At 62.0% G+C, this 13904-nt stretch carries 12 protein-coding genes and 1 pseudogene; 7 read left to right on the top strand and 6 right to left on the bottom strand.

What is annotated here, in order from left to right; translation table 11 throughout:
- Positions 1 to 91: 91 nt before the first annotated feature.
- A complete protein-coding gene (locus tag LCU97_RS22090; protein ID WP_053156983.1) occupies positions 92 to 1336 on the bottom strand; it encodes an acyl-CoA dehydrogenase family protein in 1245 nt (414 codons plus the stop codon).
- Positions 1337 to 1711: 375 nt separating this feature from the next.
- Between LCU97_RS22090 and msuE the strand changes: the two genes are divergently transcribed.
- The 7 genes and pseudogenes from msuE to LCU97_RS22055 all read left to right on the top strand — a co-directional run bounded on the left by msuE (position 1712) and on the right by LCU97_RS22055 (position 8495).
- On the top strand, positions 1712 to 2275 hold the full coding sequence (gene msuE, locus LCU97_RS22085; RefSeq protein ID WP_053156981.1) for an FMN reductase: 564 nt from the start codon (positions 1712 to 1714) through the stop codon (positions 2273 to 2275).
- Positions 2276 to 2311: 36 nt separating this feature from the next.
- The gene (gene sfnG / locus LCU97_RS22080) at positions 2312 to 3415 is read left to right on the top strand and encodes a dimethylsulfone monooxygenase SfnG (protein ID WP_232777766.1); all 1104 of its coding nucleotides are present in this window, start codon (positions 2312 to 2314) and stop codon (positions 3413 to 3415) included.
- A 6-nt stretch (positions 3416 to 3421) separates the two neighbouring features.
- Positions 3422 to 4207: an ABC transporter ATP-binding protein gene (locus LCU97_RS22075; protein WP_408636434.1), complete on the top strand. Its 786-nt coding sequence runs from the start codon at positions 3422 to 3424 to the stop codon at positions 4205 to 4207.
- A gap of 66 nt (positions 4208 to 4273) precedes the next feature.
- Positions 4274 to 5155: a branched-chain amino acid ABC transporter permease gene (locus LCU97_RS22070; protein WP_232777764.1), complete on the top strand. Its 882-nt coding sequence runs from the start codon at positions 4274 to 4276 to the stop codon at positions 5153 to 5155.
- A 48-nt stretch (positions 5156 to 5203) separates the two neighbouring features.
- A pseudogene (locus tag LCU97_RS22065) lies at positions 5204 to 6268 on the top strand (branched-chain amino acid ABC transporter permease); the annotation flags it as partial.
- 76 nt (positions 6269 to 6344) lie between these two features.
- Positions 6345 to 7670: an ABC transporter substrate-binding protein gene (locus LCU97_RS22060; protein ID WP_232777763.1), complete on the top strand. Its 1326-nt coding sequence runs from the start codon at positions 6345 to 6347 to the stop codon at positions 7668 to 7670.
- A gap of 60 nt (positions 7671 to 7730) precedes the next feature.
- Positions 7731 to 8495 carry an ABC transporter ATP-binding protein gene (locus LCU97_RS22055; protein ID WP_232777762.1) on the top strand — a complete coding sequence of 255 codons (765 nt, stop codon included), beginning with the start codon at positions 7731 to 7733 and terminating at the stop codon, positions 8493 to 8495.
- Positions 8496 to 8507: 12 nt separating this feature from the next.
- Here the strand turns inward: LCU97_RS22055 and LCU97_RS22050 are convergent, their stop codons facing one another.
- From LCU97_RS22050 to LCU97_RS22030, 5 genes are all read right to left on the bottom strand, one after another.
- Positions 8508 to 9611: a sigma-54 interaction domain-containing protein gene (locus LCU97_RS22050; protein WP_053156969.1), complete on the bottom strand. Its 1104-nt coding sequence runs from the start codon at positions 9609 to 9611 to the stop codon at positions 8508 to 8510.
- 186 nt (positions 9612 to 9797) lie between these two features.
- Positions 9798 to 10829, bottom strand: coding sequence for an HlyD family secretion protein (locus LCU97_RS22045; protein WP_232777761.1), 1032 nt, complete (start codon positions 10827 to 10829; stop codon positions 9798 to 9800).
- A gap of 5 nt (positions 10830 to 10834) precedes the next feature.
- Positions 10835 to 12379: an MFS transporter gene (locus tag LCU97_RS22040; protein ID WP_232777760.1), complete on the bottom strand. Its 1545-nt coding sequence runs from the start codon at positions 12377 to 12379 to the stop codon at positions 10835 to 10837.
- Positions 12376 to 13371, bottom strand: coding sequence for a TolC family protein (locus LCU97_RS22035; protein ID WP_408636432.1), 996 nt, complete (start codon positions 13369 to 13371; stop codon positions 12376 to 12378). Before LCU97_RS22035 ends, LCU97_RS22040 begins: the two co-directional genes overlap by 4 nt.
- Before the next feature lie 140 nt (positions 13372 to 13511).
- Positions 13512 to 13901, bottom strand: coding sequence for a response regulator transcription factor (locus LCU97_RS22030; RefSeq protein WP_053156961.1), 390 nt, complete (start codon positions 13899 to 13901; stop codon positions 13512 to 13514).
- Positions 13902 to 13904: the final 3 nt, after the last annotated feature.

The raw sequence follows: 13904 nt of genomic DNA, 5'->3' as shown, positions 1-13904 counted from the left end.
CGGGCTCGCTCGCGAAAGCGGCGGCACAGCTTGCATCAGATGCCGAACAGAAGAACCCACCGCGAGCAAGCCTCGCTCCTACACAGGTCGGCTAGGCGTTCTTAGTACCCCGGCCGATCTGCCAGACATAGGGCGGTTCCGTCCCGTTGATTTCCCAGTCGCCAATGATGCGCTCCTTGTAGATCAACGGATTGTGCGACGCCGCGGTGCGGGCGTTGCGCCAGTGGCGGTCGAGGGCTTTGCCGGTGCTGGTGGCCGAGGCGCCGAGAGCGTTGAACAGATCGCTGGTGGCGCGAAGCACGAGGTCCGAGATGACCACTTGCGCCTGGGCCGACTCCAGTTCCGCGGCGATGTTGGCGGTGTGTTCGGTCTCGGCGTCCTGGCCGAAGCGGCTTTCATAGGCGCGCTGGGACGCCTTTGCGGCACGCAAGGCGGTGGCTTCGGCGGCGTAGACCTGGGCGGAAACCTTGCCGACCACTTGCTGCACCTGAACATCCTGGCTCACTTCACCGGCGTTGCCAGTGCTGAAGACTCGCGTCCGTGCCCGTACCTGTTCGGTTATGTCGCGCACAGCGGCACGACCAGTGCCCGCCAGCACGGCCAACAGGACCAGCTGGTAGAACGCGGTCTGGTATTTGAACCGAGTGGAGAAGTCGATGAGGTTTTCCGCCTCGACCACAGCATTCTCGAACACCGACGTGCCGCTGCCGGTGGTGCGCTGGCCGAATCCGTCCCAATCATCGCTTTGCCGGACGCCCGGCTGATGCACGTTGACGGCGGCGATCACATCGGTGCCGTTGTCGTCACGTTGGGCATACAGGTCGATCCAGTCGGCGAAGATGCTGCCGGTGCTGTAGTACTTGGTGCCATTGACCACCCATTGCTCGCCTTGACGGGATACTCGCGTTCCGACTTCGCCGATCTTCACCGAGCCGATTTCGGTCCAGGCATTGCCCACCAGTTCTCCCTCTACGAAACGTTTGAACCAGACGTCCTGCGGATGCGTGGCGTGAGCATTGAGTCGATCCTCGACAAAGGCGAAGTGACCGCGCAGGGCCTGGGGCAGGTTGGAGTCGGCTTCGGCCAGTTCGATCAGCAGTTGCAGCAACTGCGGTAGCGAGGCGCCAGCGCCTCCGTATTCAACCGGCACACGCACGGCGCCGAAGCCGGCTTCCTTCAGCCACTTCACTTGCTCGAAGGGCAGGCTGCGGCTCTGTTCACGCTCCAGCGCACCGGCCTGAATGCGGGCGAAGAGGGGACGGAAACGCTCGGCCAGGGTTTCGTAGTCGGTGCCGGTGGAAAGGATTGGCGGCAGGTGTTGTTGCTGTGCGGTCATGGATGCTGCTCCTGAGTGACGAGAGGATGGGCAGGAATGTGTACCTGCCAGTCCAGGCTGTCGTTGCACGGAGCATGCCCGCGGCGAAACGCCCATGAAACCTGAGCCTGCGCCGGTTTTTACGAAGCAGGCGCTGTCGTCCTGCGGACAATGTGTTGCGTCACTGTGTGGCGCGCAACAGTCGCGGCCGCGGAGGCCGATCCGCGAGGTGTTGCCCAGGCAACAGTGGACCAACAGCCTGTTTGTTGCACGACAACATCGTTCGTCGATGAAAATCGGTAACTCATTGGATTCAAAAGAAATATTCAGGTGGCACGGTTGCTGCTCTACCCCTGGTGCGGACGCCGACGTGACGTCTATCGAATGGGGCGAGAGATGAGCAAGCAACTCAAAGTGGTAGCGGTGTCAGGCAGCGTGCAGCAACCCTCGCGAACGCTGGTGCTGCTCAAGACATTGGTGGCGCGGCTCGGGCAGCAAGTGCCGATCGACGTGCAGGTGATCGAGTTATCCCAGGTCGGTGCTCAACTCGGCGGGACCTTGCATCGTCATGCACTGCCTGCCGCCGTGGAACAGTCCCTGCGTGCCATCGAAACCGCCGACCTGCTGATTGCCGCCACCCCGGTTTATCGGGCGTCCTATACCGGCCTGTTCAAGCACCTGTTCGATTTTGTGCATCACGACGCCCTCAAGGACGTGCCGGTGCTGCTGGCCGCCACAGGCGGCTCCGAACGCCATGCCCTGGTGATCGATCACCAGCTGCGACCGCTGTTCGGATTCTTCCAGGCCCTGAGCCTGCCGGTGGGTGTCTACGCCAGCGAAAGTGATTTCACCGATTACCGGATTTCCAGCGCCCAGGTCTTGGAGCGCATCGAGCGCGCGGTCGAGTCGGCGCTGCAAAGCCTTTTCCCGGACCCTCGGCGCAACGCCAGCGCCGCTTGATCCACTTACTTTTCAACGAGCCACGGGGTATACGCAATGAGCCAGGACACGATCAAATTTGCCTACTGGGTGCCAAACGTCAGCGGCGGGCTGGTGGTCAGCAAGATTGCCCAGCGCACCGATTGGGGCATTGACTACAACCGCAAACTGGCGCAGATCGCCGAGGCGGCGGGCTTCGACTATGCCCTGTCGCAGGTCCGCTTTACCGCCGGCTACGGTGCTGAGTACCAGCATGAATCAGTGGCGTTCAGTCACGCTTTGCTGGCCGCCACCACGCGCCTGAAGGTCATCGCGGCGGTATTGCCGGGACCATGGACACCGTCGGTGTTGGCCAAACAGATCGCAACCATCGATCAACTGACGGGTGGCCGCGTGGCGGTCAACATCGTCTCGGGGTGGTTCAAGGGGGAGTTCACGGCCATTGGCGAACCGTGGCTGGAGCATGATGAGCGTTATCGCCGCTCCGAAGAATTCATCACCGCGCTCAAGGGCATCTGGACCACCGACAACTTCACTTTCCGCGGCGACTTCTACCGCTTCCACGACTACACCCTCAAACCCAAACCGTTGCAACAGCACCCGGAAATCTTCCAGGGCGGCAGTTCCCGTGCGGCCCGGGACATGGCCGCTCGCGTATCCGACTGGTACTTCACCAATGGCAATACCGTCGAAGGCGTCAAGGCCCAGGTCGATGATATCCGGGCGAAGGCGGCGGCCAACAATCATAAGGTCAAGGTTGGCATCAACGCCTTTGTCATTGCCCGCGATACGGAAGAAGAAGCTCGTGCGGTCCTGGCGCAGATCATCGATCAGGCCGACCCCGAAGCCGTCAACGCCTTTGGTGACGCGGCGAAACAGGCTGGCAAGTCGAGCCCGGAGGGCGAGGGCAACTGGGCCAAGTCCAGCTTCGAAGACCTGGTGCAGTACAACGACGGCTTCAAGACCAACCTGATTGGCACGCCTCAGCAGATCGCCGAACGCATCGTGGCGCTCAAGGCCGTGGGTGTCGACCTGATACTGGCGGGCTTCCTGCACTTTCAGGAAGAAGTCGAATACTTCGGCCGCAAGGTCCTGCCGCTGGTACGTGAGCTGGAGCAAGGCAAAGTAGCCCGGTTCGAGCGCCAGTCGCTACCTGCCTGAGAGGAAATGCCCATGACACAGCCCACCGCCCATTTGTTGGAACTGGACAACATTTCGCTGTCATTCAAAGGCGTCAAGGCCATCACGGATATCAGCTTTGCGGTCGCGACGGGTGAGATTTGCGCCTTGATCGGCCCCAACGGTGCGGGCAAGAGCTCGCTGTTGAATGTCATCAGCGGCGTGTACCAACCGCAGGAGGGGCGTATTCGTTTCGACCGGCAGGAGCGGCGCCGGATGCGTGCCCGGGACGTCGCAGTGGGCGGCATTGCTCGCACCTTTCAGAACATCGCGCTGTTCAAGGGCATGAGCGTGCTCGATAACGTGCTGACCGGACGCAACCTCAAGCGCCGCAGCAGCTGGATCGAGCAAGCCCTGCAAATCGGTCGGGCCCGGGGGGATGATGACCGTCAGCGCGAAGCCGCCGAACGGGTCATTGCATTCTTGCACTTGCAGCCCTGGCGCGACGTGCTGGTGGGCAAGTTGCCCTACGGCCTGCAGAAGCGGGTGGAGCTGGCCCGTGCCCTCGCGGCGGAGCCTCGACTGTTGTTGCTGGACGAACCCATGGCCGGGATGAATGCCGAGGAGAAGCAGCAGATGAGCCGCTCCATCGTGGACGTCAATCGCGAGCTGGACACCACCGTGGTGTTGATCGAGCACGACATCGGCGTCGTCATGGGCATCAGCGACCATGTGGTGGTGCTGGATTACGGTCGCAAGATTGGCGATGGCCCGCCCGAAGCGGTACGGCGAAATCCAGAGGTCATTGCGGCCTACCTCGGCACCCGCCACTGATCCCGATTATTCGCGTTTTTCCCTCCGGGAAGGCAGGCAAGTTGCGCCCGCAAAACAGGAACAGGCATGGCATTTTTCTTTGAAGTATTGATAGGCGGACTGTTGGCCGGCGTGATGTACGCCCTGGTCGCCATTGGTTTCGTGCTGATCTACAAAGCCTCGGGTGTGTTCAATTTCGCCCAGGGGGCGATGGTGTTGTTCTCGGCATTGACCTTCGTCAGCCTGCTTGAGCGCGGGGTGCCGTTCTGGCTGGCGTTCGCCATCAGCCTTGCCGCGATGGCGCTGATTGCCGTGGCGGTGGAGCGCATGGTGTTGCGTCCGTTGGTCAACCGTTCTCCTATTACCCTGTTCATGGCAACGCTGGGGCTTTCCTACATGATCGAAGGTTTCGCCCAGGCGCTGTGGGGCGCCCAGGTCCACGGCCTGGAGCTGGGCATCAGTGACGAGCCGCTGGAACTGGGCGGAATGCTGCTGTCGCAGTTCGACATTTTTGCTGCACTGACGGCCGCTGCGCTGGTACTGCTGTTGTCCTGGCTGTTCAACAAGACCCGGCTTGGACTGTCGTTGCGCGCCGTGGCCGATGATCCATTGGCGGCGCTGGCCGTAGGCATCCGCTTGGAGCGGGTGTGGGTGGTGGTATGGGCGGTGGCGGGGTTTGTCGGGCTGGTGGCCGGCTTGCTCTGGGGGGCACGCCTGGGGGTGCAGTTCTCGCTGTCGCTGGTGGTGCTCAAGGCATTGCCGGTGCTGATTATCGGCGGTTTCACCTCCATCAGCGGGGCGATCGTCGGCGGGTTGATCATCGGCGCGTCTGAGAAGCTGGCGGAGGTCTATCTCGGCCCCGTCATCGGCAGTGGTATCGAGAACTGGTTTCCCTACGGCTTGGCACTGCTGTTTTTGCTGGTGCGTCCGGCAGGGCTGTTTGGCGAGCGCGCCATCGAACGCGTCTAGTGACCTCGGCTCATTCAATCAATCGTACAAGCCACTCGGGAGACCGGCATGTTTTATCGTGAAGCGGATCAGTTCACTACGCGTCATGCCCAGGATCGTCGTATCTCCGCCCTGCGCCAGCACCGCTACGGCTTTACGGCGCTAGGGGTGGCAGCGTTTTTCGTGATCCCATGGCTGGGCAACGACTATTGGTTCAGTGCGATTCTGATCCCGTTCCTGGTGCTGTCCCTAGCCGGATTGGGCCTGAATCTGTTGACCGGTTATGCCGGGCAGTTATCCCTCGGCTCGGCATCGTTCATGGCGGTGGGCGCTTTTGCCACCTACAACCTCGAAGTGCGGGTTGCCGCGTTGCCGCTGCTGCTCAGCATCACCCTGGGCGGACTGGCGGCGGCGCTGGTGTCGCTGTTGTCCGGCCTTCCAAGCCTGCGCATCAAGGGCTTCTATCTGCTGGTGTCCACGTTGGCGACGCAGTTCTTCGTGACTTGGGCGCTGACCCGGTTCAGCTGGTTTTCAAACGACAGCGCTTCGGGCGTGATCAGTGCGCCGCGCCTGGACATCGCCGGCGTGAACCTGGATTCGCCGGTGGGGCGCTATCTGCTGACGCTCACGGTGGTCACCGCGTTGTGCTGGCTGGGCAAGAACCTGGTGCGCAGCGAGTTGGGGCGCAACTGGATGGCGGTGCGCGACATGGACACAGCGGCTGAGGTCATCGGCATCCCGTTGGCGAAAACCAAGTTGCTGGCCTTCGCCATCAGTGGTTTTTTCCTCGGTGTGGCCGGCGCTCTGTGGGCCTTTACCTATCTGGGCACGGTGGAGCCCCATGGCTTCGATCTCAATCGGTCGTTCCAGATCCTCTTCATCATCATTATCGGTGGCCTGGGCAGTCTGCTGGGCAATTTCCTCGGGGCGGCTTTCATCGTGCTGTTTCCGGTGCTGCTTTCGAACCTGGTGTCCCTGCTGCCCGGTGGGGTACTCGACGCCGGCCAGGTGGAGAACCTGCAGAAGATCATTTTCGGCGCACTGATCATTCTGTTCCTGATCAAGGAGCCAGAGGGCCTGGCGCGCCTCTGGCAGACATTTCGCGAGCGCGCACGGCAATGGCCACTGCGCTACTGGGCGAACCGCACGATGCGGCGTTGCACTTCCATTGCGTTGGCTTATCACTGGTTTCAGAACAAGGAAAAACCCGATGTTTAAACGATCACTCGCCAGCCGTCTGGCGCTGGCGGTCAGCCTGACCGTCGCAGCCTTTACTGTCCAGGCGGACAATGAACAGTATTTCCCCTTGCAAAGCTATCGCGTCGGCCCTTATGCAGCTGGCGGGACGGGGTTCTTCGGTGGTTTCATCGACTATCTCAAGTACGTCAACGCCAATGGCGGTGTGAATGGCATCAAGCTGACCTGGAGCGAGTGCGAGACCGAGTACGTGGTGGAAAAAGGCGTCGAGTGCTATGAGCGCCTGAAGAAAGGCTTGAACGGCGCCCCCGCAGCGGCCACCAATCCGTTGTCGGTAGGTATCGCCTACGCCACGCTGGAGCGTTCGACGGCCGACAAGTTGCCGCTGATCACCATCAACCACGGTCGCACCGACTCCACCGACGGCAGCGTGTTTCCCTATGTCTTCCCGTTGCAACTGAACCCGTATTCCGAGGTGTCGGCGATCATCAACTACATCGGCCAGCGCGCCGGCGGACTGGAAAAGCTCAAGGGCCAGAAGATCGTCACCCTGTATCATGGGTCGCCCTATGGCAAGGAAACCAATGAAGTCCTGCAGACCCTGGCCGACAAGTACGGCTTCACACTGACCTTGCTGGAGGTCCCGCATCCGGGCAACGAGCAGCAATCCCAATGGTTGAATATCCGGCGGGAGAAACCCGATTGGATCATCCTGCGGGGGTGGGGCGTAATGAACCCGGTGGCGTTGAAGACTGCACAGAAAGTCGGCTTCCCGGCAGACCATATCATCGGCAACATCTGGAGCAATTCCGAGGATGATGCCGCGCCGGCCGGTGCGGCGGCCAAGGGATTCATCGCGATCACCACCCATCCTTCGGGCACCGATTTCCCGGTATTGCAAGGCATCAAGCAGCAGGTGGTCGATGCCGGCAAGGGCGACCTGGCCGATCCCAAGCGCTTTGGTACCGTGTATTACAACCTCGGCGTGGTCAACGGCATCCTCAACGTCGAAGCCGTGCGCATTGCCCAGCAGAAGTTCGGCAAACAGCCGCTGACCGGGGAGCAGGTGCGTTGGGGCTTCGAACATCTCAAGCTCGAGGATGCCCGGCTCAAGGAGCTCGGCGCCTTGGGGCTGGTGCAGCCGCTGCAGTTATCATGCTCGGACCATGAAGGCGGTGGCGCGGTGCGCTTCCAGCAATGGGACGGCACGCAGTGGAAACTGATCAGCGATTGGGTACAGGCCGACCGCGCATTGTTGCGACCGATCATCGAAGCGTCCTCCCACCAGTACGCCCGGGAAAAAGGCATTGTCCCGCGCGACTGCACCCGGGAATCCTGAGGCATCCGGGTGAACCGGGCGCCAAAGCGTCCCGGTCGCCCTCTTAAGAGGCGAGACAGCATGACGGATGTGCCGATCCTGCAAATCGACGATATCGAGGTTCTCTACGAGCAGACAATCCTGGCTGTACGCGGCGTTTCGCTGGAGGTGGCGAGGGGGCAGGTCGTGGTGCTGTTGGGGGCCAACGGCGCGGGCAAAAGCACCACGTTAAAAGCGGCGTCCAATCTCGTTCGGGCCGAGCGGGGTGAAGTGGTCAGGGGACGGGTTTTCTATCAGGGAAGGGAGGCTACTCGCAGTGCGCCCCATACCTTGGCGGCCGGGGGGTTGGTGCAAGTGCTGGAGGGCCGGCACTGCTTCGCCCAGTTGACCGTGGAGGAAAACCTGTTGACTGGCGCCTTCGCACGGCAGGTTTCGCGGCGTCAGCTATTGGCCGATCTGGAAGTGGTCTATGGGTATTTCCCTCGCCTGAAGCTGCGGCGCAAGAGCCTGGCCGGCTACACCTCCGGGGGAGAACAACAGATGATCGCCATTGGCCGTGCGCTGATGGCCCGGCCGCAGTTGGTATTGCTGGACGAACCGTCGATGGGCTTGGCGCCGCAGATCGTCGAGGAAATCTTCGACATCGTTCGCCAACTCAATCGGCACGACGGCGTCAGCTTCCTGATCGCCGAGCAGAACATCAACATTGCACTGCGATACGCCCACTACGGGTATGTGTTGGAAAGCGGTCGCGTGGTCAGTGAGGGCAGCGCCGGGCAACTGGCGGCCCGGGGTGATCTCCAGGATTTTTACCTGGGGGCGAAGAATGTTGCGGTGGGCGGTTAAACCCTGTGGCGACTAGGTTGAAAGATTGATGACCTGGCCGTCCCGTGTGCTCAACGCGGGCCGACGTTTGTTCACCACCAGCTCGCCGATCCTGATCAGCAGCGTGCGGGTGACATTGCGGCTCAGGCCCAGCAGGCTGGCGGTGTGCACCTGGTTGAAGTTGGCGTAGCGATAAGCGGCGCGCAGCAACTGCGCCTCGACTTTTTCATACAAGTCGCCGTCCTCCCGTTCGAGCAACTGCTCGAAGGCTTTTTGCAGCAAGGCGTCGGCGTTCTGGGGGACGCAGGATTGCGGATCCTGTTGACGGTCGATGCGCAAGTTGGACAGGTGCAGGTCCTGTACGCCAATCACGTTGTTGCGGCAGATCAGCAAGGTGTGATGGATGACGTTTTCCAGCTCGCGGATGTTGCCCGGCCAGGAGTAGTCAAGCAATTTGCGTTGTGCCTGGGCATCCAGCGTGACTTCGCCGTGGCCGAGCCTGCGGCTGTATTCGGCGATGAAATGACGGATCAGCGGCAGGATGTCGCCGGGCCGCTCGCGAAGAGGCTTGAGCACCAGGCTGACCACATTGAGACGGTAATAGAGGTCTTCGCGAAAGTGCCCGGCATTGATGGCTTTTTCCAGTTGCACGTTGGTGGCGGCCAGCACGCGGACGTTGATCCTGATGCTCTTGCGCGAGCCCAGTCGCACCACTTCACGTTCCTGCAACACCCTGAGCAGTTTGACCTGGATCGGCAGGGGCAAATCACCGATTTCATCCAGGAACAACGTGCCGCCGTCGGCTTCCTCGAACCAGCCAGCCTTGGCCGTCAGCGCACCTGTGAAAGCGCCTTTCTCGTGGCCGAACAACTCAGCCTCTACCAGCGTCTCGGAAAACGCCCCGCAGTTCACCGCGATGAACGGTTTGTCGCGGCGAGCGCTGAGGTTGTGCACATGCCGCGCCACCAATTCCTTTCCGGTACCGGTCTGGCCGATGATCAGCACGCTGGCATCGCTGGGCGCCACTTGTTGCAAATGGGCCAGCAGGGCACGAGACGATGCGTCTTCGAAGACCTGGGCCGTTGCACGTATTGAAGTGGCCAGGCCGGGAGATGGGGGTAGGGTAAGGAGCTGCATGACGGTGGCCTATGGATGAGTTCGCTGGGTGTGAGAGCCCTCAGGCTTAAGGTTTAATCTAAGTGATCTAAAAAACATAAAACAAATAACTTTGGGTTATTTGCTTAAGTCTTTGGAGGGGCCGGTTGGGTCAGTTTGCATCAATATCCAACGGACGGATGCCATCGCGGGCAAGCCCTGCTGTCGTTATCCCCCCACCCGAATCCGCGGCGTTACCGACATGCCCACCCGAAGTCGTTCCATCATCGGCTGATCAGCATCGAGGCGAATGCGCACCGGCAGGCGCTGGACGATCTTGGTGAAGTTGCCCGTGGCGTTGTGTGGCGCGATGGCGGAATAGCTTACGCCGCTGGCCGGGCCGAGGCTTTGAACGGTGCCTTTGAACGTGGCACCCGGCAGGGCGTCGACGTCGATGTTCACGGGTTGGCCGGCAGCTACGCGCGTCAGTTGGGTTTCGCGGAAATTGGCGGTGACGTAGACCGCGTCGAGGGGAACGATCGCCAGCAAGGGGCTGCCGGTGTTGACGAACGCGCCGACACGCACGGCTTTCTGTCCGACGGTGCCGCTGATCGGTGCCGTGATGCGGGTATAGGAGAGCTTCAGCTCGGCAATGGCTTGGGCGGCCTCGGCGTGGGCCAGGCCCGCCTGGGCTTTTTCCAGATCGGCCTTGAGAATGTCCACGTGCTGCCTGGCCGCTTGCAAACCCGCCTGACTCCGGTCCCGTCCGGCCAGTTGTACGCTCAACTGCGCTTCGGCCTGTTGCCGAGCCTGCACCGTGCCTGAACCGTCGGCAGCGAGGTTGCGATAGCGCGCCTGATTGACCATGGCCAACTTGAGCGCGGCCTCGTCCGCGGCCACCACCGCCTGGGCCTGGCGGATGGCGGTGTTCTGTTGGATGAGGTGGGCTCGCAGGCTGGCGATGCTGGCCCGGGCGCTGGCGACCTGGGCTTTCGCCGCGTTCACCGCCGCCACGAAATCCCGATCATCGAGGGTTGCGAGCAGGTCGCCTTGCTGCACTCGCTGGTTATCTTCCACCAGCACGTTCTGCACCGTGCCCGACACCTGCGGCGCTACGGTGGTGAAGTCCGCCAGGACGTAGGCATCGTCCGTGGACTGGACCGCCGCGCTGGATTCGGGGCGATTGAAATAGACGACGGCGCCGATGCCCACTGCGAGCAGCACGGCACTGATGATCTGGGCTTTCTTCGGTAAGGCCATGATGGTCACCCATGGGAGGACGAGGAGGGCGCGTGCGGCGTGGGCGCTGGGATGTAGGCCAGGCGCAGCACGAGGGGGATCAGGAGCAGCGCGAGCAGGCCGAGCACGCGATAGGCATCGGCAATGGACAGCACCAGCGCTTGTTGGCTGACGATGCCCGCCAGCCCTGCTGGCGTGGGTACGGATGCCAGAGCCGCGTGATCGAGCAACATCTCTGCCTGGAAGCGGCCTCGTACGGTCATCAGCTGCCCGACCAGTGCTGCGCCGAGCAGCGAGCCGAAGGCGCGCAGGGTGTTGATGGTGCCCGACACATAAGGGCCTTCGGGGGGCTGTACCACGCTGGTGATCAGGAACAGCATCGACACCACGGCCATCGGCTGCCCGAAGGCCTGTAGCGTCTGCACCATGACGAACTGGTCGCGGTTCCAGTCGGCGGTCAACTGCGCACCGCCAAGGCACGCCAGGGCGATCAGCACCAGACCAAGCGAAAACACATGGCGCGCATCGACCCATTTGCGGTAGAGCAACAGTGCCACCAACGGCCCCAGCAGCAACTGCGGCAGCGCCACGATCAGTCCGATGGAGGCCATCTGCAAAGGGCGGTAGTTCTGCAGCGGAGCGAGGTAGCTGGCGGGCAACAGCGAGCTGGACATCAGCACCACCAAAAGCGAGACGAACAGGATGCAGCCCAGCCCCAGGTTACGGCGTCCCAGAATCTGCAACTTGATGAACGGCGTGGGGTGATACCATTCGGTCAGCAGATAGATCGCCAGCAGGGCCAGGCCCGCCACCAGGGACGAAGCGATCAAGGGCGAGTGGAACCAGTCCAGCCGCACGCCCTGATCCAGCGCGACGGTGATCAGGCCGAGCGCCGGTACCCCGAAAAACAGGCCTGTCCAATTTGCCTGCTTAAAACGTGGTGTCTGGATCGGTTCCCGCTCCAGCCCCCAGGCGATCAAGCCGGCGGCCAGCGTTGCAAGAGGGATGATTTGCCAATAGACCCAGCGCCAATCCTGCAGCCCATCGGTCCAGTATCCGGCCAGCCAGATAGACAGGTTGGGGGCAAACGTTGCGGTCATCGCATACAGCGCCAGCCCGTAAAGGCGTATGGGCGGCGGCAGGAATTTCAATGCCGCCATCATCAGCAATGGAATGGTCGTGCCGCAGGCGATGCCCTGTACGAAGCGCAACGTCAGCAGCAGCTCCAGCATGTGGATGAAGGGCAAGATCAAGGCGAGCAGACTGCAACCGGCGAGCATCCACAGTTCCAGGCGACGCACCGAGAGCGTGATAGCGAACCAGGCCGAAAAGGGCATGGCGATCAGCTCTCCGGCATTGTACGCGGTGCTGAGCCAGGAGCCATCGTCGAAACCCAGCCCCATGGCGCCCCGGATATCCGCCGCCGCGAGGGCGCCGACCCGGGTGTTCAAGCCCGCCATCATAGCCGCAAGGAAGATGCCGAGTAGGCCCACCAGTGGGCGGATCGCAGACCGGGCCTGAGGCGCTACACGGTCGGCTGCATCGGCTGGCGACACGGCGACGACGTTCATCGCCGGATCTCCGGATCCCAGCCACCACCCAGGGACTTGTAGAGGTTGACCACTGTGAGCGTGGCATCGGTCGCACTGTTGTTGAGAAGGGTCTGGCTGGCCAACAGGTTGCGCTGGGCGGTGAGCACGCTCAGATAGTCCGCTGCCCCTTGCTGGTAGCCGCGCTCGGCCGCGCGCAGGGCCAGCTGATTCTGTTCGTAGGACGCCTGCAATTCTTCATGCTCGCGCTGTCGGGCGGCCCAGGCGTCAAGGGCATTGTCCACTTCATGCCAGGCGCTCAGCACCGTTTGCCGATAGACCAGCGCGGCGGTCTTCTGCCGGGACTCATTGAGGGCCAGGCGCTGGGTCAAACGACCGCCCTGAAAAATCGGCAGGTAAACCGTCGGGCCGATGGAAAAGAAACGCGAATCCCAACTGCTCAGGTCGCCGCTGTTGAAAGCCTCCATACCGACGCGTCCCTTCAGGCCGATGCGCGGGTAAAAATCGGCCTTGGCAACGCCGATGGCGGCCGTGGCGGCATGCAGTTGTGCTTCGGCGCGCAGGATGTCCGGACGCCGGCGTGCCAGTTCGGACGGGACACCGAGCGGCACGCGAGTGGGCAGCGAAGGCAAGGGCAGGGCTTCACGGGTGTAGCTGGCTTCGGCGCCCACGGTGGGCAGTAGTTGTGACGCTACGATGCCCAACTGCGCCCGGCTTTGCTCAATGCGCTCGGAAGCCATCTGAATATCGAGGTTGCCGCTCTGCGCCCGCGATTGCAGTTGGATCAGCGTCGGGTCGTTGAATAACGCCCACCAGTGGGCCGGTACCGGGGAGTCGGATGTGGGGATCGCACTGACCTGTTCTGCCCGAGGTGCCAGTTGCAGCGCGTCGAGACCGCTTGCAGGAGCCGTGAAGTCGGGTCCGACCATGCAGCCGGCCAGGGAGAATACGCCCATGATGACCAGGTTGAAGGTTTTCCAGGCTCGCTGGGGTCGTTCGAAACAGCCTGACATAGCCCGTTCCCCATCAGTTTCGGCGATGGGTTCAGGATAAGAGCGGGACCTTTCGTACGCACTTCTACATCGGTTCAGCGCAGCCATACATCAGTGGCGGGGATTTATACGAAGGTATGAGGGGCTGAAAAAACAGTGCCTCAAGGTTCCTGGGCCAGGGCGGTTTCGATGCAGCGCAACAGCCGTTCGGCGTCACAGGGTTTGGGCAGGCACGCGACCAGTCCGGGCGTGTCGGCGCCCAGGTGAGCCACTTTGCCCGGGTAGGCGGTGATGAGGATGGTGGGAATGCGCAGGCCCATCGCACCCAAATGTTCATGCAGCTCCACGCCGCTCATTCCCGGCATCTGCACATCGGACACCAGGCAGTGGGTCACGGCGGGAGAATGTGTGTCGAGGAATTCCAAGGCGTTGCAGTAGGTGAGCACTTCATATCCGCTGGACCGCAACAAGCTCTTGAGGGCCGCCCGAACGGATTCGTCATCATCGACGACAGCAATGGTCTTGGTTTTGCGGATATGGGTACCTGGCATAGG

This window comes from Pseudomonas uvaldensis, from assembly GCF_021271205.1.
GTDB classification, from domain to species: domain Bacteria; phylum Pseudomonadota; class Gammaproteobacteria; order Pseudomonadales; family Pseudomonadaceae; genus Aquipseudomonas; species Aquipseudomonas uvaldensis.
Note: the sequence above shows the minus strand (reverse complement) of the source record. Positions and strands in the feature narration are given on the sequence as shown.